This is a genomic window from Brevundimonas sp. LF-1 (assembly GCF_037055305.1).
In the GTDB taxonomy this organism is placed as follows: domain Bacteria; phylum Pseudomonadota; class Alphaproteobacteria; order Caulobacterales; family Caulobacteraceae; genus Brevundimonas; species Brevundimonas sanguinis.
Window position 1 is genome coordinate 192,199 of the sequence record NZ_CP146349.1, and the last position, 25,669, is coordinate 217,867.

Genomic DNA, 25,669 nt, shown 5'->3' on the forward strand with positions numbered 1-25,669 from the left:
TCAGCGGGGGCTGAAACATGACCTCACTGCTCGGCCTGTCCCAGGCCATGCTGTTCGCCCTGGCCGTGCAGACGGCGCCTCAGAGCGGAGCCCAAACGCCGGCCGAACGGCCTCAGGCCGGAACGCCCGCGCGACCGCCGCGCGCCTCCGAAGGTTGGACCTGGACTCTCTACAGCGGCGACGGCCCTCTGGTCTTGGCCAATGAGATCCCGGATACGCCGCGCCTGCGCACCACCCTGGAATGCGCGGCGGGCTCCAGCATCGTGCGGCTGGCCTTCCATGATGCCCCCGGCGCCGACGGTTTCGCGACCATCCGCTCCGGCGCTGCATCGGCCGAGGTCGAGGCCCGGGCGCGACGCGGCCGTCTGGAGGCGGTGCTGCGCGCCGACCATCCGGTCTTCGCCGCCTTCCTGGCGACCGGGCGGCTGACGCTCACCCTGGGCGAACAGGCCCAGACCATAGAGATCGACCGAGCAGATCTGCCCAAGCTGCGCCGCTTCGCCGAACTGTGCACCGGATAGGGATCAGGATGCGCCTCTCTTTCTGGCTGACGGCCGCAGCCGTCGCCGCCGTGTCCGCCCTGGGCGCCTGCGCGCCGACCGTCGCGCCTCTGGCGACCAGCGCCGGCCCCCTGCCGGTCGCCGGTTACGACTGGTTCCTGAACGAGGATCCGGACGAGCCGCGCCTGTCCTATGGACTGGCCCAGTCCGACGACGTGCCGCTCAGCCTCATGTGCGCTCCCGGATCGGGCAAGATCGGCCTGTCGCTGACCGCCGACCGGACGCCGCAGCGCCGCGCCGTGACGCTGGAATCGGGCGGCGACACCGAGACCTTCCCGGCCCGGATCGAGCCGGCGGACATGCACGACGGCGTCCATCTGGTCGCCACAGCGCCCGCGTCGCATCCGGTTTTCCAGCGTTTCCAGCGCCTCGGCTGGCTGGCCGTGTGGAACGGCGACCAGCGGTCGATGATGGCGGCCCAGCCGGGATCGCAGGATCGCCCCGCCCGCTTCCTGGCGTTGTGCCGCTAAGGGCTTGACCGCAGCGGCGCCGTCCGCTCCCTTCCCCGCCTGCTCGTGGGAGGGCTTCAGTCATGCGTCATCTTCTTCTTATCGCCGGCCTCGGCCTGTCGGGCCTCACGGCCGCAACCGCCCTGCCTGCGCAGGCGGCCGTTGCTCAGAGCCAGTCCAGCGCCGCCGCGCTCGACGCCCTGCTGGTCGATTACGAAGCCTATCTGCGCCAGAACGACCCGATCGGCTCGGGCATGGATGGCGACCGCGCCGCCCTGTCGCGCCTGCCCGACGCCAGCCGTGCGGGCGAACTGGCTCGCCGCGCGCCGCTGAACGCGCTGAAGGCCCGGCTGGACGCCATCGACCCCGCCGCGCTGGATGAAGCGCACCGCCTGAACCACGCGTTCGTCGGCTATCTGATCGGCCGCGAGCTGGAGCGGATCGAGCTGGACCCGTCGCGTCTGGCCTTTGATTCCGAAGGCGGCCCCGGCCAGATGCTGGCCTATGTGGCGCCCGCCACGCGCATCGCCACGGCCGCCGACGCCGAGGCCTGGCTGAAGCGTCTGGAGGCTGCGCCCGCCTTCTACGACGCCGGCATCGCCAACACCCGGCGCGGGCTGGAGACCGGCCTGATCCAGGCCCGTTCAGTGGTCGACAGCGCCCTGGCCCAGGCCGAACGCGACCTGACGCCGGGCGAGGCGGGCGACGTCCTGCTGCGCCCGTTCAACGCCCTGCCCGCCGCCATCCCCGCCGCCCAGCAGGAACAGTTCCGCGCCCGCGCCCGCGCCTTGGTCGAGGGACCGATCACCGCCCGCCGCACCGCCTGGCGCGACCTGCTGCGCGACGAATATGCGCCGAAGGCCCCGCAGGAGCCGGGCCTGGTCCACCGCCCCGGCGGCCGCGACCTGTACGCCTTCCTGGTCCGCAGCAATACGACCACCGACCTGACGCCCGATCAGGTGCACCAGATCGGCGTTGAGGAAGTCGCCCGCATCCGCGCCCGCATGGAGACGGAGATGCGCGCCGCGGGCTGGACCGGCGACTTCGCCGGTTTTCTGAACTTCCTGCGCACGGACCCGCAATTCTACGCCCAGTCGCGCGAGGAACTGCTGGAGAAGGCGTCCGAGATCGCCAAACGCTCGGACGACCGCCTGCCGTCGCTGTTCGCCACCCTGCCGCGCCTGCCGTATGGCGTGCGCCCGGTGCCAGTCGAGATGGAAGAGACCTACACCACCGGCCGCTACAACGCCGGGTCGATGAAGACGGGCGTCGCCGGCGGCTACATCGTCAACACCGGCAAGCTGGACCAGCGGCCCCTGTATGAACTGCCCGCTCTGACGGTGCACGAGGCCGTGCCGGGCCACCATCTGCAGATCGCCCTGCAGCAGGAAGCCGCCGACCAGCCCTATTACCGCCGCCGCGCGTCGGTGACGGCCTTCAGCGAGGGCTGGGGCCTGTATTCCGAGTTCCTGGGCGAGGAAATGGGCATCTACCGCACCCCCTATGAGCGGTTCGGCCGCCTCAGCTATGAGATGTGGCGCGCCTGTCGTCTGGTGGCCGACACCGGCCTGCACTGGCTGGGCTGGAGCGAGGAACAGGCCCGCGCCTGCTTCCGCGACAACTCCGCCCTGTCGCCGCACAACATCGAAACCGAACTGCAGCGCTACATCGGCGATCCCGGCCAGGCCACAGCCTACAAGATCGGCGAAATCCGCCTGCGCGAGATCCGCAGCCGGGCCGAGCGCGAGCTGGGCGACCGTTTCGACGTGCGGACCTTCCACGACGCCCTGCTGGTCGACGGCGCCCTGCCGCTGGCCCTGCTGGACGCGCGCATGGACCGCTGGATCGCCGAACAGAAGACCAGGTAACCGGCGCCTTCTCCTCCCCACATGTGGGGAGGGGGACCACGAAGTGGTGGAGGGGCTCGGCGACGGCTGAACCAAGCGGCCCCTCCGTCTCAGCGGCTTCGCCGCCGATCCACCTCCCCATTACATGGGGAGGAGAAGCCCCAGGTCGGCCCGCGCCTTCCTCGTCAGCCTGGCGGCGATCAGGGCGTGGGCCGACTTCAGATGATCGGCCAGTTCGTCATCCGGCCAGTCGCCCGGATGGGCCAGATGCACCCATTTCGCTCGCGCCAGATAGGGGCCGGCGCCGCGCGCCCTCCTCGGTCAGCACCTCATAGGCGGTGTCGGAGACCTTCAACGACAGCCCGCCTTCGGCCCCGATCAGGGCGAACATCTTGCCGCCGACCTTATAGGCGTCATGGCCCGGCCCGAACGGGTGATCCATCGTCGCCCCCGGCAAGGCCAGGCAAGCCTCGCCCACGCCCGCGCGATCCATCCTAGGCCCCGACGCCCAGACCGATCGGGCAGACCACGCCCGTCCCGCCGATGCCGCAATAGCCCGCCGGGTTCTTGGCCAGATAGCCCTGATGGTAATCCTCGGCGAAATAATAGGGGCCCGCCGGTTCGATCTCGGTCGTGATGACCCCGCGCCCCGCCGCGCTGAGCGCCGCCTGATAGGCGTCGCGCGACGTTTCCGCTTCCGCCTGCTGCTCGTCATTCAGCGTATAGATGGCCGAGCGATACTGGGTGCCCAGATCATTGCCCTGACGCATGCCCTGCGTCGGGTCGTGGTTCTCCCAGAAGGCCTTCAGCAGGTCGCCGTAGGTGATCTGGGTCGGATCGAACACCACCTGCACCACCTCGGCGTGGCCGGTCCGGCCCGAGCAGACCTCTTCATAGGTCGGATTGGGCGTGATCCCGCCCGCATAGCCTGCCGATGTGACCCACACGCCCGGCAACTGCCAGAACACCCGTTCCACGCCCCAGAAACAGCCCATGCCGAACACGGCCGTCTGCATCCCCGCGGGGTGCGGCCCCTTCAGCGCATGGCCCAGCACGAAGTGGGTCTCATCGGTCGCCAGCGCCTCGGCCCGCCCCGGCAAAGCCGTCTCAGGCGTGGGCAGTTCATCATTCTTCTTCAACAACATGGCGAGAACTCCGCGAAAACATCGTCAACGCCTATATGGAGGCTTCAAGAGCGCTTGCCCATGGGGTCGTCATGCTCTAATCAGCCCCTCCCGTCGGTCCGCTCCCGACGGCTCCGCCCCGGACGCATCCGGGCTCAGGTGGAATGGACAGGTGGCCGAGTGGTTGAAGGCGCACGCCTGGAACGCGTGTATAGGGGCAACTCTATCGAGGGTTCGAATCCCTCTCTGTCCGCCATCACCATCGCAATTTCCTTTATTTTCAGCTAGTTACCGTTCGATTTGGCTAACTTCCCAGCCGGGTTAGCCAAAGTTTGTTCGCGTTGCGTGCCGCCGATCATGGCGAAGGCGTCCTGCGCCAACAGCCGCTGATCCCTCGCCTTCGTGTAGCGTTCGACCTCCTTGGAGGTTTGATGGCCCGTCACGGCCTTGATCTGAGCTTCGGTGCAGCCCGCATCAGCTAAGCGCGTCGCGGCCGATTTTCTCAGACCGTGCGCCGAGCGATCCGGGATACCCGCCGCCCTACAGGCCCCACGGAACCAGTTGCCGAACCCGCCCGCCGTGAAGCCAACGCGCGACTGCGTCACCAGGAAAAGCATCTGCCCCGTCGGGACGGTGTCGAGCGACGCCTTGAGCCTCGGATGAATCGGCAACTCCAGAAATGCCTTAGTCTTTTCCTGCCGCACAAGGATTGCCCCGGCTTGGACATGTTGGTGACCCATCTGTCGCACGTCACCCGACCGCTGAGCGGTGTACAGTAAGAGGTCAAAGGCCAAGCGTTCGCGGGACCCCACAGACCAGTGAGCCTCAAATTGGCAATGTCGCTCTCTGACCAAGAAGGAAAGCCTTGCGACGCGATCTTCAGCGGCTTGATACCAATGGCCGGGTTATCCGACCGCCATTGCCGGGCGACCGCGAAATTTAGCATCCAGCGCACTACCTTGACCAAGTTGTTGGCTGCCGTGGGCGCATCGGCCTTTCGGTCGCGCATTTTTAGGATGTGTTGAGCCTGCAACCCCCGCACAGGCTGATCCCCGTAGTCGGTTCGCAACCGCTCCATGATGCCGCGATATGTCGCTTGGGTACTCTTCGACAGCCGCGCCCATTCTGCTGAGCGGTAGATTGCGATTACCAAGGCGTTGAGGGTTCCGGCGACCGTTCGCCCCGCACCGGGAATAACAGCGCTTGTCTGGCCCTCACGTGCGGCATGGTATGCCGCGCAAAATTCAGGAGAACCAAAACCCCGTGTATGTACACGGTGGCTCGCCCAGCCTGTCTATATCGGTACCGGAGCTTTCCATGCCGATCCTTAAAAACGTTAAGGTGGGGATATCCAAGCGCAGTTAGGTCTCGCGCCGTAAGCTTTCCCTGTTTGGGGTATTTCGGGGCGGACATTAATCGGCCTGCAGAAATGCACTCGAACGTCGGCAGGTCATTATCTCAGGACGTCATCCCAAGATTTAACGTCTTGAGACAAATCGGTGGAAACCGAATTTTCTGGTGTTGCCAGCGTCAAACGAACCTCTCCGGAAGGGAGAATGTCTAGAGACTGAAATGAAACTCCGCGCTCGTGGAACGTATCAATCACCCGGCGAAGATCGGCCTTTCGCACTACATTTTGTCGACGAATCATCCTGGCCACCACTGCGTCATAAAATGAAGCAGAAGGTTAGCCACACATCTCAAATGTCGGCAACATAAAATCCAAATACTATAAGTATATAACTCTATAAGTCTACAAGTCTAGATCTAGAACCTAGCAGCAAAATCAGATCTCGCCCCATCACCGCCATGAAATTTAACCCCAAGATGCCTGGTTGCGTCGCAAGACCTCGCGCAAATTTAACGCGATCTTTCGTATCTCATCACGGGCCTCAGTGATCGCTTCAACATCAGGCGCCAGGACCACTCCCTCCTGAGCAGCTTGGTTCATCAGGCGAGCGATCTGATTTAAGTTGATGCCAATCCGATTCAATTCAAATACCGACAGCCGATAGGCCTCCGAATCAGATGGGTTCAACGAGGGGCGGTTGAATAGGCGCGAGCGCACGAGCGCAGTCACCCAGCCAGTGCGAGTGAACCCTTCGCTTAGAGACACCGCCTCGAGTAGCGACAGTTCGCCTGGGCGGAGGCGCAGCGTCAGTTTATCGCTTTGGCCACGCGTTTGGAGGGCAATACGCTCGACAAGCTCCTCCTCCCCCGCCTCTTGCAAATAACGGCTTACCAATCGGCGTAGGACGTGGCTTCGGCCACCCCTGATGCTGCCACGCGGCCGAAACGCTCAGCGAGCTGAGGCGGCAAACGAACACTCACAACCCCCATAGATCCCCCAAATGTTTACAATGCTGGCGCAAAGCCTATCCTGCCCTCGATACAGAACGTCGTTTCAAGGCCTTCGATTTCGCTCAAGCGAAACATCGCGATCACTACCGAACGGGACGTAGGTTGGCCTTTCATCACAATCGGTGCCCGCAACATTTGCTCGGATCGCGGCCTGGCCATCCGACCTCTAGCCTCGCGAATACGACGCCCTCACGCACGCATTTCGCTCAAGCGAAATCGCCCAGGCCATTTTGAACTAATTTCGCTCAAGCGAACGATCGCGGCTTATGGGACGGTGTTCGCGCCTCGGCGGACATTTAGGGGACCTCAGCGACACTCAGTCGCCGCTAGCGCTAAACCGATTTATGACTCTCCAGAACTTTCACACTCGGCAGTCGTCACCGCTAAACCCCTGAAGTAGGCGGTTAATGCCCTCACACGATCCTCGTCAGATAAGCTCAAAGCGTCCAAAGCTGCGCACACCGCATCAGCATGACGATCACGCGGCAAACCTTCGTAGTCGCAGCTGATCTGCATCTGTTCACGTCGCCAAGCGCGAGAGGCGGCATCGTTCCCAGAGAAGCTCGGCAAGGCAACACTCCATATCTTTCGCGACAATCGAGACCGCAAAAATGCGGGCCGTGTATTAGAATCAGAGGCTCCCGTAGATAACAAGCCGAGCCCAGCCAGCCGGAGCGCCAATCGCGCCTCATGACTCAATGCTGCGGTTGGAGAAGTCCGCTTTCGGGCGAACGCCATCAACGGGCGTGGCGAGGCCTGCCAAGACGAGGGAGCGAGTGCCGGCGTTCGAGAGCCACACAAGTCATCGGCGCTTGAGATGGTGCGGCGACCAAGTCAATTTGAAAACTCGGGGGCCCTCTGCCTACCGGTAGGGTCAGCTTGACCTTGGGCTCCTCGTCAGCAATCTGAAGATGTCCGCCATAACGCGGCAGATCGTGAACAGCACGCTGCAAAATGCGCAGACGAACAGGATTGCGAGTGAAAACAGGCCTCACGCTTCGCGATATCGAAAGTACAAAAGTGCGGGATTTGGCTCGCGGACTGCTGGATCGCAAGGCATCGATCCGGGAACAGCGAACGACACTAAGGCGGCTTCTGGAGGCAACTGAGATTGCGGATCTGGAGACGTTCGACACCGTCTTGCGAGGCAGCTCGCTGTACAGCCATCTCCAGATCATCGACGAGTTTCCGCTCACCCCGCCATTCGAGGGCGGAGGCGGCCTGTCGCTCAGTTCAGGTGGCCAACTCGCGCTCGATTATATCGCCTACAGGGTCAGCGAGAACACGGAACGGGTCGTTGGGGCGTTCTCTTTGTTCAAACTTCTCAACGAAGCAATAGCGGCGGCCGACCATGTCCTGATCCCGATCCTCTTTGATACGATCCTGACCGAGTTGGGACACTCCCTCGCGCTCGCTCGCAAAGCTGCTGTCGTGGTCGGCTACGCCCCCAAAGAAACTCCATCGTTCCGATACTGCGCGGATTTGCTCTCGTCCTATGGCACCTCGGGCAAGAACTACGGAATGATGGTGACGATCGATGTGATCGCGTCCGATTACAACTATCTCGACCTGAAATCCCGTTTCCGGACCTTCGCCAGCTTGGAGAGTGGCGCGTCTATGATGCGCAAGCTCTCTCATCTGTGCTTTAATCCCCACGGCTTTACGCATGCGGAGGCGGCGCGGCTGGTCTCCGTTTCCTACGACATCAGCCTGATCGATGCGGCATTCGCTTTGATGACTCACAGGGCCGAGGGGCTGATCGACGTCGCTTTGCCGGCCGAAGTCGTTGCCGCCTGGGACGATCTCGCCGCGATGCCTCACCACGACATGACCTTTCTGGTGGAATCGGACCCGTTCGCGGATCTTCACGCCTTCCGCGCTGCGTCGGCGTTTTTGGAGCTTGAGCGCTTCAGACACATTAGGCTCGCCTTGCAGCCCTTGTACGACCTGCCGGAATTCCGACCGGCGCCGGGCGGGGTTGCGCGCGCGTTTACCCAGTCCTTCTTCGAACCCGTCTTACGGATTCTCGACCTGGTGCCACCCGAGACCGTTGAATTCGATCCCTTGCCTGACCGGTTCGACGTATGCACAGCGGGGGTTTTAACACGGAGCTGCGCGGTCGTTTGGGTCGGGGAGCGCGATCCCGATTTTTCAAGCGTTGGCGATGCGGCGCTCGCATCGCTGATGGGGCATACGTTCGAGATCGACCGCCTTCTCTCGACCGAGGTCCTCCGTCGCGGCGCGGCCAGCGCCAAAGATCAGTTTGTCGAGTTGATCCTGCAGACCCTGCTACGCGCGCACAGCTCCGCGACGAGGGACAGTTATGCCTTCAAGACGAAGTTCCAGAAATTCGTTCGGGAACATAGCGGCGGCAGTATCCTGCGTTTCCTGGAGCAGGTCCGCGCCCTGAGCGCAAACGTCGTCCAGTATTTCATCATGCTGCTCGATGAGACGATGCTGAGCCAGATGGCATTCCTGATGCCCTCGTCCGATGCGATCTATGAAACGCGGGCTGAGCTGCTGGACTGGTTTGCCGACGTCGCGGACGACGATGTGTTCCGCAAGAAGGCGGGCCAGCTCCGTCTCGACAGAAAAATCGCCGCGGTGCGGGGAGCGCTTAACGAGACCCGACTAAACATAGACGGCGTAAGGTTCAGGCAGTGGATCGAGCAGAACAAACTTCCGGAGTTCTCGGATTTCATCCGCCAGGGTGTCGCGAACCTGCCGGTGATCGGGGAGCTGACCGATTCTTCGAAGTCGGCCACGCGCTTCCTAACCGCCCACCGCGATCCGACGATCCGGGCGCTCCAGGCGCTTGTCGAGTGCTATGAGGAGTTCTGCCGTAATCCGGACTTCGGCATCGCCTCATTTCTGGGGCGCCGGATCCGTCACGGGACGCTCCGTGGAACGCTCCTAAATGGACTGCCGGACGCGCCGGCCGATCTGCCGCCGAACGTGGCGGCCCAGTACAGCGCCTGGCGAAAAGAGTTCTCGACTTCGATCGATGCCTTCGCCGGACGCCTGTATTTCCGTGAGAAGGCCGTTCACAAGGACGGACTGCTGAGCGCGGAGGTCCACAGCCCGCAACAGTGGCAGCTGTGCCTCGTCTGCCTGAAGGCGATCCATGACAAGGGCCAGGAGGACAGCGGCATTCTGTTCGTCCCGGCGATCATCGAATCCTATTGCTGGTTCATGTTCGAGAACGAGGCTCGAGAAGAGCCAGGCGTCCGTCAATGACGCTCGGACCAAGTGGGGGACCATCAAGCTGAACTGGGCGAACGACAATGTCAGCGCGGCCTTTGAGAAGACGGTCAATATCGGTGTAAACGATCAGTTCCAGACGGTTACGTCCTGGTTCAAGAAGCCGCCGAACATTTCACCGGTCGCGCAGTTGGATCACATCATGCAGGTCGCTGTTTGGGAGGCTCGAGACGAATTTCCTGCGTTCGATCCTGGGATTACGTACGTCGGCGAGCGCGACCTTCAGCTAGTCGGAGCGACCTATTACACGGCCTATGACGCGCTTTCGATCGCCGTCAGGAATGCCGCCAAGCACGGGCGATACCCCGGAACGCTCTGGATTGAGGCAAGTGTTCAGGACACTGGAACCGCCAAGGTTCTCGCGCTCCGCGTCAAAAGTCTCCTGAAGCTTCAGGATACCATCGACGAAGCCCTATTCCGCGTCGAGGAGGCTGGTCGCGCCGGGCCAGACAACGCTGACGTGGTCGAAGAGGGCAGCGGGATCCGGAAGCTGCAAAAGTGGCGCTCGGAGCGGCGTATCCTGAGTTTCGAGATCCACAAATCCGGGGCGAGGTCGGACGCAATCTGTGTCTCATTCACCCTTCCCTTTGAAGGGCTCGTGGAATGAATGTGCTGATTGTCGAAGACGATCCCTTCAAGCTCGTTGCAATCCAGGCCGCGGTCAGAAGCTTGTGGGATTCCGAGATCGAGGTGGCCACCTCTCTGCGAACCGCGATGACGCAGCTTGAAGACCGGTCATTCGAATTCGTGGTGCTGGACATGGCCATTCCCAGCCACACCAGCGACGCCGGGGCAGTGGACACTTATTCGCAGCCAGTGGGTGGTCTCGACGTCCTGCTGTTTCTGGCCGAGCACGAGCGGCCGGAGCGGGTCGCCATTTTGACCCAGCATCCGACCGTCGAGTACGACCGTCGGCATGTCCCGCTCAAGGACATCGTCGGCATTCTGCACGCCGACGGAGTGCCTAATGCCGTTGAAGCCATTCTTTTCAACGAGACCGGTGATTGGGCCGCTCAACTGCTCGCCACCATGGGAGAGCCGATATGAAGATTCTTTTGGTCGAGAACGACGCCGCGAAGCGCGAGCAGATCGAGGCGGTTCTCTGGACCGAACTCGACCGCGACGAGACTCAGATAATCCTAGCGGTCACGGTCAACGACGCAATGGTCAAGATCGCCGCGGACCGGTTCGATCTGATCGTTGTCGATCTAGTTCTGCCCCAGATCACCGACGGTGCGGAAGTTGATGCGACGGAGCAATGGTGCGAGTTGATCGAGCATCATCTGTCCGGCCGCACGGCTTCATGGATTGTGATGACGGCGCACAGCCAGGTCGTGCAGTCTGCCCGCGATAGCTTCGCCCAACACGACGTCGCCGTCGTGAAGTTCGACGAAACAGGCTCGTGGCGGCAGACCCTCGCCGCGAAGGTCAGGCACTCTCGCTGTACACGCCCGCTCGACTTCGTGGTCGTCTGCGCCCTGGCGAAAGAGCGCGCGGGTTTCGCGACCGCCGAATGCGAGATCGGCCGTAGTGAGGTTCTTCATGGGCTGGACTGTCAGTTTCTGAGTATCGGCGACCTTCGTGGCGTCATCGTCGTTCAGCCCACGCCCGGAATGATCAGTGCCGCCATCGTGGCGACTAAGGCCTTGGCGTTGTTCAGACCGCGTGCTCTGGCGATGTCGGGAATCTGCGGAGGCCGCGGGTGTCAGACGGAGCTTGGAGCGCTCATCGTTCCGGACGTCAGCTGGAACTACCAGACCGGGAAGTTCGTCAACGGCGAATTGACGCCGGACCTTCTGCAGGTCGTGGTGCCGCCCAATCTGCGCGCGACCCTTGCGCAGATGGCGAATGCCCAGGTGTCGGCAGAGCTGCGTGGCGGGCTTATGCACTCCGAACTCGCCAATGCCCCGATCCAGCTTCAGCCGATGGTCTCGGGGTCGCAAGTTGTCGCCGACGAGAGTGTGTCCGAGGTTATCGGGGATCAGGGACGCAAGGTCGCTGGCGTGGACATGGAAGCGGCGTCGGTTCTCTTCGCCGGTCAGGACTTCTTCGACGGCTCTGGTGTGTATTTCGCCGCCAAGACCGTGGTTGATCTCGCTAACCCAGAGAAGGACGATCGATATCACGAGTACGGCTGCGCCGTTTCGGCAAGGTTTGTGAAACGGGTTCTTTTGAAGGTGCTTGCGGCGCCAAACTAGACGCGGGTTGGAGGCGCGGCGTTGGCCCGGAGGGCGGCCGACTAAAGAACGTCGAGACGGATTAGAGCGACAAGTCTCAGGCCCAGGTATTGTGGCTCGCAATGTCTTCTAGAGATATAGCCACGCTTGATGCTGGCGCAAGGAAGCCGCAGTGATGCCGTATCGGCTAGTTTTCACTGCTTGTTTGGACGCTGCGTCAGCACTGATCCTGCCGCAGTCTTCGAGTTTTCCTCAGTGTGTCGTCGCAAAGAACCTTCGATGCTTTGCCCACTTTCCCACTCGTCTGCTCGCCTTTGGCCATGTTTGCCTCCATCGCCGCGCCCGACATATCGGGAGTTTAAGAAATGCAGACACTATATGTTGTCTTCCCGCGTTCCGGGCGGCGAACTAACGTCGGGAAGCTAGTCGGCCGGCCAGTGAGCGGCGAAGTAACGATATCGTCCTGCGCCGGCGTGAACCTCAACGTTATATTCAAACGCGTGCTGCTTGCCCTGGGGCCAGGAGCGGATAGCGGATAGCAATGACCAAGAATAATCAGGCTGCTTTCGACTACCTTGACCACTACCTCGACCGTTCGCCGTCAGGCGAAGGAGCGGTGCTTGTTCGGGGGCCTTGGGGATCGGGCAAGACACATAGCCTGAAAGCCTACCTGGCGACCCGTGACGCTCGTAGACTCAAGGATGAACCGCTCGCCGACCGTCACATATACGCCAGTCTGTATGGGGTGGCGACGCATGATCAGCTTGTTGAACGCATCTTTGCCGCCCGCCATCCTCTACTAAACCATGCCGCTCTTCGAGCCGCACTAGAAGGTGGCGGCAGGTTGATGAATCTCATCACTCGCAACGCGGCCGTCAAACAGAGCGATGGGGCCGGGCTCCGTAAATTTATTCTTAGCTTGCGCGACGCCGTAATAGTGCTGGATGATCTAGAGCGATCGATCTTACCGCCCAAAGAGATAATGGGGTTCCTGAATAATTTCGTTGAGCATGAGAACGTAAAGGCAATCTTGGTCGCAGCAGAAGACAAGATCGAAGACAAAAAGTTTGAAATTGATAAGGAGAAGTTTATAGTTCGAACCGTAGAGCTCAGGTCTAAACTTGAGGATGTTTACGGTCACTTTGCGAACCGTCTCTACAGCAGTTTTGCCAAGAGAGTCGCCCTTTCAACGAAAGAAGCAGTTCTTCGAGACTTCGATGCAGCGGGGCTCCATAATCTGCGATCCCTTCGTGTCGCCCTCGATGATTTCGACAGGATGGTCATCGCGTTTGACGATGTTCTGCAAAATTCCGAGGAAGCCGCCGCGGAGCTGCTCCGTCAGACCGTCGTAATGTGGGCCTATCTACGCGCCGGAAATATAAAGCCCGCTGATTTTCAGGCCCCTGCCGACCTAGCCCTTGCGGCCTATCGCGCCAGCAGCGGCGAAGAGCCTGACCGCCAGCTTGACAGGATCCTGGCTACCCACCGGGACATCGAGTGGCTCGATCCGGTGATCCCGACAGCCGCTCTCGCGTCACTCGCGGCAACAGGGGAACTAGATGTCCCCGTACTCCGGGAGACGTTAGCGAGACATCCTCGCGTTGTGGGTCCGACGTTGACCCCCGCTTGGCGGCGCCTATGGCGGTGGCCGCAACTGTCGACCGTGGATTTTGCCGAGGTCGCAACTCAGCTCCTGGGCGACCTCGATGGATTTCGCGTCCGGCACCCCGGCGAGATCCTGCATGTGGCCGGGACGGCGATAGATCTGAGCCTGCAAGGCTACCAACTTGGGGGCGTCAGCCAGTTGACCTTTTGACCAGCTATATCGACGACCTGGCTGAACGCGAGCTTCTAGAGGCAACGTTCCGACTGCATGATGCGATCGATTTCTCCTCCCATGAGGGGTTAGGGTTCGCGGCCTCAGAGACGAGCGAGTTCGTCGAAATTCGTCAACATCTGCTCGGCCGGGTAGATGCGGCTGTTGATCGTCGGACGGCCGCTGCCGCCGAGCAGGTATTACGACGCCTTGCCACCGGCGATTTCGGGCCATTGACCGACTACGCACCCGAGGATGGGTGCTTTCGAGGTGTGCCGTTTCTTCACCATATCGATCCAGGAGAATTCGCTAGCATTCTGCTGGTCGATGGCGTCGTTACGCCTCAGTTGCCCACCATCTTGGTAGAACGTTACAGAAATCACTCTGGTGATCCTCATCCTTTGACGGCAGAGTTCGATTGGGTTCGTTCGCTGAAAGCCGAGCTAGATCGGCGAACAGCCATTCTTACCCCCGCATCGCGACTGGGCGGTGGGCATCTTCGCGAACACGTTCAGCAAGATCCTAGCTCATTCCCCCCGCCCGCATCTGCCCAGGATTCTTCACGGTAGGACGCGGCCAACCGTCCAGTTCGTGAATATGCTAACAATCACCGCATCCTTCGCGGCGAAGGTGGCCCATTCACCGCAAATGCAAGGATAATCCCTGCAGGACATGCGGCGAATAACGGCGCAACTCGCCGCAGCGCCAAGCCTATGCCGCTAGTCGCCCCGCACCCGCACCCTTGAGGGTGATGGACACGCCCATCGCGGCGAGGGGCTTTCCGGCAAGGTCACGCAACCGATTAAAGCCTGTAGCACTGGTGCAGACGATGCTGCTGCTGTCAGCATCCCATCTAGCGGGGTCGAGGTAGCTGATCGTAGCACCCTCCCCGGCGATCCCCATTACGCGCGCTCGAATGCCTGGATGCTCGAAGGGAACGATCCTCGCTGACGTTACTTCCTCGACGCGCGACCGCCTCGCCTGGGGCGGCGGAAATCTTCTAATGGGATCATAAAGGTATTGTCGGACATCCATGTCCGGTTTTCGTGACGCCAATGTCCGGTTTTTCGGCGTTTGAACGGTCGCCGATGTCCGCTTTTCGACAGCTTGAGCGGCCGTTGATGTCCGGTTTTCTGATGCCACAACTCTTTCACCGGGCAGGGTGGCGCGACAAATATTAGTTCGACCGCGCCCCTTGCGGACCTCGACTTGCAGGTATGAAGCCGCCTCGAGTTCGTCCAAGAGACGCCGCAACTGGCGTGGGCTGACGCCCAGACCTGCCGCCATGCTCTCCTGGCCACGCCAGGCGCCGCCTTCGCTGGCGTTCAGGTCATGAAGAATGAAGCCGGCGACGGCCTTGGCCGAGAGAGAAACCGTCGGGTCGCTGACGATGCGCTGATGCCAGGCCAGCTTTTCGGCGACGAAATTCTCGAGGTCGAGAAGGCGGCTCATTGGCTGACCTCCGACGTTGCGACGGAAGATACAGCGCGGTAAGATGCTGTTGGCCTTGAGTGCTGAACCAAGCCCTTTTGAACCCCGCCGCGCGCTGCAACGCCGGCGGGGTTTTTCGTGTCCGATTTCCACTTCTGGCCGTTAGCCAAACCCAGAAAATCTCTTTGTATTTCAATGACCACCCCAGGGCGGGTTAGTCTATCTAAGTTATTGAAAAAGAAGGCCCATCGGGCTTCCTCTCTGTCCGCCGCCCTACTCATGACAAAGATCCGCCGGTCTCGCCCGAGGTGATCGACATCCGGCGCTTTTCGCCGGATTTTCGGCTAAGGGGCGGGCATGAGCCTTCCTCTTCTTCCCGAGCGGACCTGCGGCGGCTGTGTGGAGTGCTGCCGCGTGATACCGCTGGATCTGCCTGAGCTGGCCAAGCCGACGGGAGAGTTGTGCGGCTATTGCGTCGACGGGGCCGGATGTTCGGTGCACGCCATCCGGCCGCAGACGTGCCGCATCTGGTTCTGCCTGTGGCGGGCGGTCGAGCTGTCGGACGACTGGCGGCCCGACCGCAGCGGCGTGATCGTGCGGCCCGACGGGGTCGAGGACGGGGTCATCACCCTCTATGTCCTGCGCCGCTCGGATTTTCTGGCGGGGATGGACTTCTTCGTCACTGTGGCGGGCTGGATCGCCGAGGGGATCGAAGTCGCCTTGAGCGTCCCCGGCCCGGTCGGGACCTATCCGGCGCGCGCCGTCGCCACCGACTGGCTGCGCCCGGCGATCGAGGACGGCGATCCCGAAGACTTCCTGGCCCGCGTTCTGGCCTCGCTGGACCGGCTGGAGCAGCACGACTTCCAGCCGGACGGCATCACCGCGCGCTATGCGGTAGCCTGAGCCTTCTCCCCTTGTGGGAAAGGGTGCTCAAGCAGCCGAAGACGTTAGCACCCTCAAATCCTTCTCCCCTTGTGGGAGAAGGTGGCCCGTCAGGGCCGGATGAGGGGTGTCGGCGCGAGGTTTGATCAGAAGCCGCCCGCCCGTGTCCTCGCACCCCTCATCCGTCCGGCTTCGCCGTCCACCTTCTCCCACAAGGGGAGAAGGGATGATGGATCAGCCCGCGATCTGGCCGAAGTCGGCGACGCGGTTCATGACGCCGCGCACCTGGCCCAGCAGCTTCAGGCGGTTTTCGCGCTCTTCGGCCACGTCGGAGTTGACCATGACGGCGGTGAAGAAGGCGTCGACCGGAGCGCGCAGGCGCGCCAGGGCCGTCATGGCGGCGGCGAAGTCCTCGGCCTCCAGCGCGGCGTCCACAGCCGAGGCGGCGGCGGCGGCGGCGAAGGCCAGGGCGGTCTCTTCCGCCGGCTGGTTCGGCAGGCCGGTGGCGACGGCGCTGCCGGCAGCGGTCCCTTCTTCTCTTCGGCCTTGAGCAACTGGGCGGCGCGCTTGTAGCCCGCCAGCAGGTTCGCCCCGTCGTCCGTCGCCAGGAAGGCGGCCAGCGCCTCCACCCGACGCACGATCCGCACCAGATCGTCGTCGCCCAGAGCGAAGACGGCCGCCACAAGGTCGTGGCGCTGGCCCTTGTCGCGCAGGAGGACGGTCAGGCGGTCCATTACAAACAACCCAAAATCGAGGGAGCGTCGACGCTCCCACTCCTGAGGCGGCGTTTTCTCAACGGTATCAACGACAAGCACACCGGCAGTCTTTTGAGATACGCTTGAAAGCTGTTGCAACAGCCCATCGTCTGCCAAGTCGCCGCTCTTGCGAAGCGGCTCCAAGAAAGCCTCAAGCTTGTCGGCGCGGCCAGCCAACTGCTGAGCCATTAGTCGCCGCCCTGCATGGATGACGATATTCGAAAGCTCGACGCGCACCCCATTCTCCAGCACCAGCCGGATCACGCCCAGCGCGGCGCGGCGCAGGGCGTAGGGGTCCTTCGAGCCCGTGGGCTTTTCGTCGATGGCGAAGAAGCCGACCAGGGTGTCCAGCTTTTCGGCCATGGCGACGGCGACCGTGACCGGGGAGGTCGGGACGGTGTCGCCCGGCCCCTGCGGCTTGTAGTGGTCGCGGATGGCGTCGGCCACGGCGTCGGGCTGACCGGCCAGACGGGCGTAGTAGCCGCCCATGATCCCCTGCAGTTCCGGGAACTCGCCCACCATGCCCGAGGCCAGGTCGGCCTTGGACAGGCGCGCGGCCTGTTCGGCCTGCGCCGGATCGGCGCCGACCAGCGGGGCGATCTCGCGCGCCAGCGCCGCGATACGGTCGACGCGCTCGGCCAGCGTGCCCAGCTTGGCGTGGAAGGTGACGTCCTTCAGCTTGGCGTTCCAGGCGTCGAAGCCGACCTTCTGGTCCTCGGTCCAGAAGAACTCGGCGTCGCTCAGACGCGCCGACAGCACCTTGGCGTTGCCTGCGGCCAGGGCCGCGCCGCCGTCGGTCGCCTCGACGTTGGCGACGACGACGAAGTGGGGGCCAGGCCTTCCTTGCCCGGTTCGCGCACGGCGAAATACTTCTGGTGCACCTTCATCGAAAGCTGGACCACTTCCGGCGGCAGGGCCAGGAACTGCGGGTCCATGTCGCCCAGGATCGGCGTCGGCCATTCGGCCAGACCCGACACCTCGTCCAGCAGGCCGTTGTCATCGACCAGAGCCAGCCCCTTGGCCGCGCAGACGGCCTTGGCGCCCTCGAGGATGCGCAGCTTGCGGTCGGCGGCGTCCAGCAGGACGAAGTTGCGCTCCAGCTTGGTACGGTAGTCGGCGAAGTCCTTGACCGCGAACGGCTGGCCCGCGCCCATGAAGCGGTGGCCCTCGGTCACGTCGCCGCTCTGGATGCCGTCCACCTCGAACGGGATCACCGCACCGTCGAACAGGGCCAGAATGCGCTTGATCGGCCGCACCCAGCGCAGGGTGCCCGTGCCCCAGCGCATCGACTTGGGCCAGGGGAAGTGGCGGATGATGTCGTCGACGCTCTCGGCCACGACCTCGGTGGTCGCGCGGCCCTTGCTGCTGATCTCAGCGAACCAGACGCCGTCGCGCTCGACCAGTTGGTCCTGCGTCAGGCCGGTCTTGCGCAGGAAGCCTTCCAGCGCCTGCGCCGGGGCCGAGGTCTTCGGCCCCTTCAACTCTTCGTTGCGGTCGGGCGTGGCGGCGGGCAGGCCGTCGATGACCAGCGTCAGGCGGCGCGGCCCGGCGTAGGTGGTCAGCGCGTCCCAGGTCAGGCCCGCGGCCTTCAGACGGTCAGACGCCATGCGCTCCAGCTCGCGCGCGGCGCCTTGTTGCATGCGGGCGGGGATTTCTTCGGAGAAGATTTCGAGGAGAAGCTGGGACATCAGGCGGTCGCCCGTTCGTGTTCGACTTGAGCGAGGGCGCAGGCTTTGCACAGGTCGCGGATGCGGCCGATGTAGCTCTGGCGTTCGGCGACGGCGATGGCGCCGCGGGCGTCCATCAGGTTGAACAGGTGCGAGGCCTTCAGCACCTGATCATAGGCGGCCAGCACCAGCGGCTGCCCCTGCGGCCCCTTCATAGTCAGGAAGTGGGCGGCCTCGCGCTCCATGTCCTCGAAGCGGCGCTTCAGCGCGGCGACGTCATAGCCGTGGAAGTTGGCTTCCGACTGCTGGCGCTCGTTCTCCAGGAAGACCTCGCCATAGGTCAGGCCCTCCTTGTTGAACTTCAGGTCATAGACGTTGTCGACGCCCTGAACATACATGGCCAGACGCTCCAGCCCGTAGGTCAGTTCGCCCGAGACCACGTCGACCTCGATGCCGCCGACGCCCTGGAAATAGGTGAACTGCGTCACCTCCATGCCGTCGCACCAGACCTCCCAGCCCAGCCCCCAGGCGCCGACGGTGGGGTTTTCCCAGTCGTCCTCGACAAAGCGGATGTCGTGCAGGCTGGGGTCGATGCCGATGGCGCGCAGGGAGTTCAGATACAGCTCCTGCAGGTTGTCGGGGTTCGGCTTCAGGATGACCTGATACTGGTAATAGTGCTGCAGCCGGTTGGGGTTCTCGCCGTATCGACCATCGCCGGGGCGGCGGCTGGGCTGCACATAGGCGGCCTTCCACGGCTTCTTGCCCAGGGCGCGCAGCACGGTGGCCGGGTGCAGGGTGCCGGCGCCGACCTCAATATCATAGGGCTGCAAAATGGCGCAGCCCTGCTCGCTCCAATAGTGGTGCAGGGTCAGGATCAGGTCCTGAAACGATAGAGGTTCAGCAGCGGCCACGGTCGACATTTCGGTCCGATTTCGGGAGGCGCGGACCATAGGGCCGCCACGCTTCGCCAGCAAGGCAAGCGGGCCGAAACCTTCACCCTTCTGCAAGCGCCGATGCGCTAGAAGGCGCTCATGATGCAGCAACGGATCGATCAGATGCGCCGCCGGGCGGCGCGCTATATGGGCGTCAGGCCGGTGACAGTCGCGCCGGCGCGCGGGATTCTCAGCCTCAGCTTCGACGACTTCCCGGCCAGCGCCTGGACCGAAGCCGGGCCGATCCTGGCTGAACACGGGATCAGGGCGACCTATTACGTCGCGGGCGGCCTGTGCGGCGGCGAGAACATCGGCAAGGCCCAGTTCGAGGTCGAACACCTGCAGGCCGCGCATGAGGCCGGGCACGAGATCGGCTGCCACACCTTCGACCACGTCAGCGCCCTGCGCCTGAGCCCCGCCGAACTGACGAACCAGCTGGCGCGCAACGCCGAGTGGGTCAGCGATCGGCTGGACGGCCACGTCATGACCACCTTCGCCTGGCCGTTCGGCGACGTGGCCTTGGGCGCCAAGGCGGTGATCGACGAGCGCTTCCTGCTGGGACGCGGCGTGCGCGACGGGGTCAACGCCGGCCGGGCCGACCGGGCCAACCTTCAGGCCATCGGCCTGGAGTCGCGGCGCCTGCCCCACTACGACCTCGACGCGCTGGTCGCGCGCGCGGCTGAAGCGCCCGGCTGGCTGATCGCCTATGGGCACGATGTGGAGAGCGATCCCACCCCCTACGGCTGCACGCCCGAAGACCTGGACCGCCTGATCCGCCTGGCCAATGCGGCGGGGCTGGAGATCCTGCCGGTCGGCGAGGCGTGGGAGCGCGTCAGCGGCGGCGCTCTCTGACTTCACCCAAAGAAAAACGCCGCCGCCCGCTGAGGGCGACGGCGTCTGTCCGTCAGGATCGCCGGGACCGAAGCCCCGGCGTCCGCACTGATCAGAACCGGAAGCTGACGCGGCCGGTCAGGCGGTGGTCCTTGTAGTCGTCGTTGAAGACGCCCGAGTAACCGACCTCGATATTGGTCGACTTGTTGGCCTCGATGTTGAAGCCCAGACCCGCCTGCAGCGCGCCCGAGTTCAGGTCGGCGCCTTCGACGCGGAAGACCGGACCATCTGCAAAGGCCGCGTTGAACACGGGGCCGTCGCCGCTCAGGTCTTCGGTCCAGGCCAGATGGCCGATCGCCGACAGCGCCGGACGGCCGTTGCCGCCCGCCAGATAGGTTTCGGTGCGCAGACCGGCCGTCAGCAGGTCCGAGGTCTGGGAGACGTCGCCCGACAGGGCCGCGTCGCCGCCGCGCTCGACCACGTCCGCATCATATTCGACGCGGGTGTAGTTCAGGTAGGGCTCCAGCACGGTCGAGCCCATGACCGGCTTGCGCCAGGACACCTCGCCATAGGCCTGCCAGGCCTCGCCGTCGTAACGGCCGGTCAGTTGCTCGTTGAAGCGGTTCAGCGAGGCCGTCCGGTCGGTGCGGGTGCGCGATCCATCCAGGCGCCGCCCAGACGGAAGTCGAAGGCGCCCAGGCTGGCGGCGCCGTAGAGGCCGATGTGCTGGGTCTTGACCTCGCCGGTCGAGCTCAGGCGGTTGGCGCGGATTTCCGACTGGCTTTCGCCGACGGCGACGCCGATGTGCGAGCGGCCGTTCAGCGTCTTCTCGACCCCGGCCAGATAGCCCGAGGTTTCGCTGCGGAAGCCGGCCAGTTCGCCGTTGTCCTGACGCCCGCTGCCGAAGACGCCCGACGCCCAGACGGCGACGCCGCGACCGTCGACCGCCTCGGTCGTGCCGTTGCGGCCGCGCGTCAGCATGGCGTCGCGGATGAAGCGCGAGTCGCCGGTCGCCACGCCGGCCAGGGTCGCGTGGACCTCGCCCGTCAGACTGTTCAGCGCGCCGCGCACATTGTCGAAGCTGCCGTCCAGGATGGCGTCTTCAAGCGCCGTGTTGCGGCCTGCGGGCGCGTCCGGGATGATCGACGCCGTCATGACGTCCAGGGCGCCGCCGACAGCCTTCGTGTTCGGGGTGGTCCCGGCCGAGGCGATGGTCACATCGTTGCGGACCAGGGTCAGCTTCACGGTATTGGCGTCATAGGTGAGGATCGGCTTCAGGAAGGCCAGATCGCTCTTGGCGCCGGCGAAGGCGCCGGTCACGCCGCCCGCCGACTGCAGGATGTTCATGCGGGTGCGCAGATTCCATTCGCCCTGGTCGGCCTTGAGGATGACTTCGCCGCCTTCCAGCGTGGTCGCGCCTTCCACGGCCACGCGCGAATGCTGGGCCCCGTTGACGCTGGAGCGGATCCACAGATAGGAGCCGTCCTTGAACAGCAGGTCGTTGGCGATGGTCAGCGTGCCGAACGGATTGGCGGTATCGCCGGGCGACAGGACGCCGCCCTTCTCGACCACCACATCGGCCAGACGGCCCAGGCCGCCCAGCATCCCCAGCTCCGCCACGGTCGAGGTCGAGTTGATCAGGCTGCCGTTGACGGTCAGCAGCCCCCTCGACGCGCGTGGCGCCGGTGTAGTCGTTGGTGCCCGTCAGGATCAGCTCGCCGCCGCCCTTCTTGACGATGCCGCCGATGTCGTCGGGGAAGGAGGCCAGAACCTCGGCCGAATAGCGGTCGCGCGCATCGCCGATGTCGTTGCTCCACACGTCCACCGTGCCGACGCGGACATCGACGTCCCGAACGTCGCGCAGAGCCGTCGGCCCCTTGAGCGCGACCTCCATCTGCGGCGCCCCCAGCCCGACAGCAGGTCCACGCCCGGCGCGTCCAGGTCCAGCGAACTGGACACCAGGATGTCGCTGATCAGCGCCGTGTCATACTCGGGGAAGTGCTCCATCAGCAGGGCCGCAAAACCCGAGATGTTGGGCGCAGCCATCGAAGTGCCCGTGTAGGCCGCATAGCCCGGCCCGGTGTAAGTGATCAGGCTCTCCAGCCGCTGCATCAGCAGGGCGTTGGCCTGGGTCAGCACGTCGGACGAGAAGGCCGGCGTCAGGATCGCCATGTTGCCGGCCGAGGTCAGCAGGCTGGCGAGTTGCGAGGTGAAGCCGTCCGGGTCGCCCATGCGGCCGCCCGAAATCAGGGTGATGGCGACCGCGTCCTCGGCCACCCGACGACGCGCGGCGGCCTCATCGAACGGCAGGCCCGCAGCCTCGGCGGCGAACTTGGCGTTCAGATAGGCGTTCAGCGTGCCCAGGAAACGGTTTACAGCCGCGTTCTGCAACGCCGCCACCGTCGTGGGCGTGTAGAGCGAAATGTAATCCGCCGGCCGATACATGGCGACAATGGCGTTGAAGTCGAAGTCAAAGCCCGGCACCGCCGAGATGATCTGATGGCCCGGACCGGCCACGCACCAGGTCGCGGTCTGGCCGCAGAAGCTGGTGGAGGGGCTGGGCGTCAGGGCGCCGGTATAGTTGGCGACGGACAGCCAGTTGGAACGCAGGCGCGGATCGAACATGGGCGCGGCGGCGTCGATGCCGGCATGCGCGCCTCCGCCGTTGCCGGTCGAGAAGACGACCAGGACGTCATTGTCGAGAACCGGCTTGTAGAAGTCGCCGTAGTTGCTGCGCGGACCGAAGGTCTGACGCACCAGCGCCTCGGACGCGTTGAAGGGCAGGCTGTTCGACGAACCCCAGCTGTTGTTGATGATCCGCACCTCGCCGGTGGCGGCCAGGTCGATGATGTTGGTCTGGGGCGTGCTGACGATGTCGCCGTTGATGTAGACGTCGCGGAACCACAGGAAGTCGCCGGCGGCGAAGTTGGTCGTGGCCGAATAGATGTTGGCGCCGAAGGCGTTGCCGAACATCAGCTCGCCTTCCATGCGGCCGCCGCCGATGGTGCCCGCCACGTGGGTGCCGTGACCTTCCCAGCCGCGCCGCGGATTGATGCGGCCGTTGTTGCCGTAGTCGTCGGAGACGACGGTGTTCAGGCCCTTGATCTTGCCCGCCCCGCCGAACAGCGGGTGGTCCATGTAGACGCCCGCGTCATTTACGCCGACGGTCAGGCCCTTGCCGGTCAGGCCCAGGGCATAGGCGTGCTCCAGACCTAGATAAGCCTTGGAGTAGTCGATCGAGAACTGCGCGTCTTCGCGCCAGGAGGCCAGCGCCGCCTGATAATCAGCGGTGCGCGAGCCGTCCGCCATATAGAAACCGCCCGCCGGGGGCGCGACCGGCGCCTGGGCGGAGGCGTCGCTGGCCCAGACAAGGGCCGATCCGGCGACTGCAACAAGAAGGCCGGCCTTGAACGCGTTAATCATGGTTCCCCGCTATGATGACTGCACAAAAAGGCGCGTCCGTCCCGATAGTCCCCTGACCGTCGATTCACGGCGCTCCCTCCACCTGCATTTGAGCCGGAAAGTTCCGACTACTGTCAATCACGGAACGGAGATTCTTCTTCACAACTATGATTTTACGATACGGCAACGCTTCGACCGCTCGAAATTGGATTTTTCTCCAAACCCCGCTTTTCCGAGCGCCGCCGGGAAGGGGCTCGAGGTTCCGCCCCAAGGCCCAGCCGAGAAATCCGGACACGGCGCGCCAAGATGTCGCACCTATAGGTTGAAGGTTCAGCCGCCCCGCGCTCAGATGAGGCCTTGCTGCGTCGCCCAGCGGATCAGGGGCCTGCGCGGCCAGCACAGCAGCCAGGAGCAGGCGCGGTATTCGCCTTTTTCGATCATCGCCCGGCGCGTCGGGGATGAGGCCGAAGCGCGCTCGTCATGGATCTCGCCGCCGCCCTGATGGATCATGAAGGCGCCGTTGTTCACGGGCGTTGTCCGCAGATAGGTCAGGCGCGGGCTGATGGTCTCCAGCGGCGGATCGAAGAACCAGCTGGAGCCGATGACGCCTGCCAGTTCCGGCCGCGTCTGTAACAGGGCGGCGGCGGCGGCCCAGTTGCGCTCCCAACCCGCCTCGTTGAAGTCCGACAGGTCGCGCGCCTCGGTGTGGGTCTCCAGCCAGGGCCGCCAGCCTCCCGCCTGCAGCCAAGCGATCAACGGACCAGGACCGCGCCCGCCCAGCATATGCCGCACCACCAGGCCAGGTCCCACCGGCGAGGACAGGTCCAGCATCTGCGTCTTGCTGCCCGGCACGCTGAGGGCCAGGGCCACCCGCACGTCCTTGGCCCAGAAGTCGGGATCATACGGGTCCGCCCCGCTGTCGAGATAGGTCGCCAGACGGTCGATATAGGTCGGATAGCCGGCCAGAACCGCCTGCGGCAGGCGCTCGGCGGCGATCCTTCCGGGCAGCTCCAGCGCCCAGGCGGCGATCAAGCCGCGTCTCTGGTCGTCGTTCGCGCCCTCCCCCAGCAGGCCGTCCACGGTGCGTGCGGCCAGTTCGAAGTCCCAGTGAGGCGCGACCTCGGCGGCGGCGCGGGCCGCAGCGTCCTTGATCTCTGCGACGCGAGCGCGGTCGGCGGGCGACAGGCGCGACAGGGCGCGTTCGAAGGCGGCGGTCTGTTCGGGCGTCAGCTGGGTCATGGCCGCCAGCTTGACCGCAGGGGCTGTAAATCCGGTTAAATTACCGAACGCGGCTCGATATCCGGAGCGCCCAGCACCACCGGACGCGACCACCAGCCCGGCCGATCAAGCGCCAAGGCCGCCTCGATCGCCGCCGCACGATCATCGAACAGGCCGAAGACCGTGGCGCCCGAGCCGGACATCCGCGTCAGGCGACAGCCCGGCGCAGGGCGCATGGCGGCCAGCGCCTGTTCAATCCCCGGCGTGACCGACAGGGCGGGCGCCTCAAGATCGTTCCTCTGAGCCGACAGCCAGTCGATGACCGAGGCGACCGACCAGTCGGCAGGCGGCGCAGGGCGATCCGCCCCGGCGGCGGGCGCGGCGTCATAGGCGCGATAGACGGCGCCCGTCGGCGACGGCAGGCCGGGGTTCAGCAACACGCCGTGCAGGGTCGGCAGGCGCGGTTCGTCCTCCAGAGCCTCTCCGATCCCGCAGGCCCAGGCCGGGCGAGCGCGCAGGCACATGGGGCCGTCCGCCCCGGCGGAAAGGGCGAGGCGTTCCAGTTCGTCTTCCGGCAGATCGAGGCCCAGCAGGCGCGCCGTCAACCGCAGCGCCGCCCCGGCATCCGCAGATCCGCCGCCCAGTCCGGCGGCGATGGGCAGGCGCTTGTCCAGCGTGACCGCCACGGGCGGCGCGCCGATTCCCGCCGCCTCCCCGAGAGCGAGCAGCGCCTTGATGATCAGGTTGTCGCCCTGCCCGTCCAACCCGGCCGCGAACGGCCCTTCGACCGCAAGCGACAAGGCGTCGGCGCGGCGCACGGTCAACCGGTCGCCGACATCGGCGAAGGCGGCCAGGCTGACCAGCGGATGATAGCCGTCGGCCTGCACCGCTGCGACGTGCAGCAACAGGTTGATCTTCGCGGGCGCCAGTCCGCTCAGGGCGTCATGGGTCTGCAT

The 25,669-nt window shown here is 64.2% G+C and carries 22 protein-coding genes, 1 tRNA gene and 1 pseudogene; 12 read left to right on the plus strand and 12 right to left on the minus strand.

The window, feature by feature from the left end; all coding sequences use genetic code 11:
- Nucleotides 1–17: 17 nt before the first annotated feature.
- The 3 genes from V8F63_RS01030 (at nucleotide 18) to V8F63_RS01040 (ending at nucleotide 2,877) form a co-directional block, all read left to right on the plus strand.
- Nucleotides 18–521: a hypothetical protein gene (locus V8F63_RS01030; protein ID WP_392354248.1), complete on the plus strand. Its 504-nt coding sequence runs from the start codon at nucleotides 18–20 to the stop codon at nucleotides 519–521.
- A gap of 8 nt (nucleotides 522–529) precedes the next feature.
- Complete coding sequence (locus V8F63_RS01035; protein ID WP_392354250.1) at nucleotides 530–1,030, plus strand: hypothetical protein; 501 nt, start codon at nucleotides 530–532, stop codon at nucleotides 1,028–1,030.
- Between the two features lie 62 nt (nucleotides 1,031–1,092).
- Nucleotides 1,093–2,877: a DUF885 family protein gene (locus V8F63_RS01040; RefSeq protein WP_392354252.1), complete on the plus strand. Its 1,785-nt coding sequence runs from the start codon at nucleotides 1,093–1,095 to the stop codon at nucleotides 2,875–2,877.
- A gap of 217 nt (nucleotides 2,878–3,094) precedes the next feature.
- Here V8F63_RS01040 and V8F63_RS01045 read toward each other — a convergent pair whose 3' ends face one another.
- Together V8F63_RS01045 and msrA are read right to left on the minus strand one after the other, a co-directional pair.
- Nucleotides 3,095–3,334 carry an MmcQ/YjbR family DNA-binding protein gene (locus tag V8F63_RS01045; protein WP_392354254.1) on the minus strand — a complete coding sequence of 80 codons (240 nt, stop codon included), beginning with the start codon at nucleotides 3,332–3,334 and terminating at the stop codon, nucleotides 3,095–3,097.
- A gap of 16 nt (nucleotides 3,335–3,350) precedes the next feature.
- Nucleotides 3,351–4,001 carry a peptide-methionine (S)-S-oxide reductase MsrA gene (msrA, locus tag V8F63_RS01050; protein WP_313633441.1) on the minus strand — a complete coding sequence of 217 codons (651 nt, stop codon included), beginning with the start codon at nucleotides 3,999–4,001 and terminating at the stop codon, nucleotides 3,351–3,353.
- A gap of 145 nt (nucleotides 4,002–4,146) precedes the next feature.
- On the opposite strand from msrA, the gene V8F63_RS01055 reads away from it, so the two are divergent.
- Nucleotides 4,147–4,236 (plus strand) — tRNA-Ser (locus V8F63_RS01055).
- 28 nt (nucleotides 4,237–4,264) lie between these two features.
- On the opposite strand, the gene V8F63_RS01060 is transcribed toward V8F63_RS01055, so the two are convergent.
- Both V8F63_RS01060 and V8F63_RS01065 read right to left on the minus strand, forming a co-directional pair.
- Nucleotides 4,265–4,792, minus strand: coding sequence for a tyrosine-type recombinase/integrase (locus V8F63_RS01060; RefSeq protein ID WP_392354257.1), 528 nt, complete (start codon nucleotides 4,790–4,792; stop codon nucleotides 4,265–4,267).
- Between the two features lie 1,004 nt (nucleotides 4,793–5,796).
- Nucleotides 5,797–6,210 carry a MobC family plasmid mobilization relaxosome protein gene (locus V8F63_RS01065; protein WP_392354259.1) on the minus strand — a complete coding sequence of 138 codons (414 nt, stop codon included), beginning with the start codon at nucleotides 6,208–6,210 and terminating at the stop codon, nucleotides 5,797–5,799.
- Between the two features lie 1,109 nt (nucleotides 6,211–7,319).
- On the opposite strand from V8F63_RS01065, the gene V8F63_RS01070 reads away from it, so the two are divergent.
- The 6 genes from V8F63_RS01070 (at nucleotide 7,320) to V8F63_RS01095 (ending at nucleotide 14,164) form a co-directional block, all read left to right on the plus strand.
- Nucleotides 7,320–9,578: a hypothetical protein gene (locus tag V8F63_RS01070; protein WP_392354260.1), complete on the plus strand. Its 2,259-nt coding sequence runs from the start codon at nucleotides 7,320–7,322 to the stop codon at nucleotides 9,576–9,578.
- A 166-nt stretch (nucleotides 9,579–9,744) separates the two neighbouring features.
- Nucleotides 9,745–10,209, plus strand: a complete 465-nt coding sequence (locus tag V8F63_RS01075; protein WP_392354262.1) for a hypothetical protein — start codon at nucleotides 9,745–9,747, stop codon at nucleotides 10,207–10,209.
- 2 nt (nucleotides 10,210–10,211) lie between these two features.
- Complete coding sequence (locus V8F63_RS01080) at nucleotides 10,212–10,649, plus strand: hypothetical protein (protein ID WP_392354264.1); 438 nt, start codon at nucleotides 10,212–10,214, stop codon at nucleotides 10,647–10,649.
- Complete coding sequence (locus tag V8F63_RS01085; protein WP_392354265.1) at nucleotides 10,646–11,800, plus strand: hypothetical protein; 1,155 nt, start codon at nucleotides 10,646–10,648, stop codon at nucleotides 11,798–11,800. Before V8F63_RS01080 ends, V8F63_RS01085 begins: the two co-directional genes overlap by 4 nt.
- 520 nt (nucleotides 11,801–12,320) lie before the next feature.
- The gene (locus V8F63_RS01090) at nucleotides 12,321–13,595 is read left to right on the plus strand and encodes an AAA family ATPase (RefSeq protein WP_392354267.1); all 1,275 of its coding nucleotides are present in this window, start codon (nucleotides 12,321–12,323) and stop codon (nucleotides 13,593–13,595) included.
- Nucleotides 13,592–14,164 carry a hypothetical protein gene (locus V8F63_RS01095; RefSeq protein ID WP_392354268.1) on the plus strand — a complete coding sequence of 191 codons (573 nt, stop codon included), beginning with the start codon at nucleotides 13,592–13,594 and terminating at the stop codon, nucleotides 14,162–14,164. Before V8F63_RS01090 ends, V8F63_RS01095 begins: the two co-directional genes overlap by 4 nt.
- Before the next feature lie 142 nt (nucleotides 14,165–14,306).
- Here the strand turns inward: V8F63_RS01095 and V8F63_RS01100 are convergent, their stop codons facing one another.
- Nucleotides 14,307–15,047: a hypothetical protein gene (locus V8F63_RS01100; protein WP_392354270.1), complete on the minus strand. Its 741-nt coding sequence runs from the start codon at nucleotides 15,045–15,047 to the stop codon at nucleotides 14,307–14,309.
- A 336-nt stretch (nucleotides 15,048–15,383) separates the two neighbouring features.
- Between V8F63_RS01100 and V8F63_RS01105 the strand changes: the two genes are divergently transcribed.
- Nucleotides 15,384–15,929, plus strand: a complete 546-nt coding sequence (locus tag V8F63_RS01105) for a hypothetical protein (protein ID WP_392354271.1) — start codon at nucleotides 15,384–15,386, stop codon at nucleotides 15,927–15,929.
- 213 nt (nucleotides 15,930–16,142) lie between these two features.
- Here V8F63_RS01105 and glyS read toward each other — a convergent pair.
- A pseudogene (gene glyS, locus V8F63_RS01110) lies at nucleotides 16,143–18,351 on the minus strand (glycine--tRNA ligase subunit beta).
- Nucleotides 18,351–19,241, minus strand: coding sequence for a glycine--tRNA ligase subunit alpha (locus tag V8F63_RS01115; protein ID WP_024354710.1), 891 nt, complete (start codon nucleotides 19,239–19,241; stop codon nucleotides 18,351–18,353). The pseudogene glyS and the gene V8F63_RS01115 overlap by 1 nt, the downstream one beginning before the upstream one ends.
- 120 nt (nucleotides 19,242–19,361) lie before the next feature.
- Here V8F63_RS01115 and V8F63_RS01120 point away from each other — a divergent pair, with 120 nt between their 5' ends.
- Nucleotides 19,362–20,114 carry a polysaccharide deacetylase family protein gene (locus V8F63_RS01120; RefSeq protein ID WP_392354272.1) on the plus strand — a complete coding sequence of 251 codons (753 nt, stop codon included), beginning with the start codon at nucleotides 19,362–19,364 and terminating at the stop codon, nucleotides 20,112–20,114.
- A 91-nt stretch (nucleotides 20,115–20,205) separates the two neighbouring features.
- Here V8F63_RS01120 and V8F63_RS01125 read toward each other — a convergent pair whose 3' ends face one another.
- The 5 genes from V8F63_RS01125 to V8F63_RS01145 all read right to left on the minus strand — a co-directional run bounded on the left by V8F63_RS01125 (nucleotide 20,206) and on the right by V8F63_RS01145 (nucleotide 25,669).
- A complete protein-coding gene (locus V8F63_RS01125) occupies nucleotides 20,206–20,760 on the minus strand; it encodes an autotransporter outer membrane beta-barrel domain-containing protein (RefSeq protein WP_392355004.1) in 555 nt (184 codons plus the stop codon).
- Complete coding sequence (locus tag V8F63_RS01130) at nucleotides 20,718–21,713, minus strand: autotransporter outer membrane beta-barrel domain-containing protein (RefSeq protein WP_392354273.1); 996 nt, start codon at nucleotides 21,711–21,713, stop codon at nucleotides 20,718–20,720. Before V8F63_RS01130 ends, V8F63_RS01125 begins: the two co-directional genes overlap by 43 nt.
- Nucleotides 21,714–21,803: 90 nt before the next feature.
- Nucleotides 21,804–23,516: a S8 family serine peptidase gene (locus tag V8F63_RS01135; protein WP_392354274.1), complete on the minus strand. Its 1,713-nt coding sequence runs from the start codon at nucleotides 23,514–23,516 to the stop codon at nucleotides 21,804–21,806.
- A gap of 324 nt (nucleotides 23,517–23,840) precedes the next feature.
- Complete coding sequence (locus tag V8F63_RS01140) at nucleotides 23,841–24,734, minus strand: hypothetical protein (protein ID WP_392354275.1); 894 nt, start codon at nucleotides 24,732–24,734, stop codon at nucleotides 23,841–23,843.
- Nucleotides 24,735–24,769: 35 nt separating this feature from the next.
- Nucleotides 24,770–25,669 (minus strand): 4-(cytidine 5'-diphospho)-2-C-methyl-D-erythritol kinase, encoded by a 900-nt coding sequence (locus V8F63_RS01145; RefSeq protein WP_392354276.1) that lies wholly within the window; start codon nucleotides 25,667–25,669, stop codon nucleotides 24,770–24,772.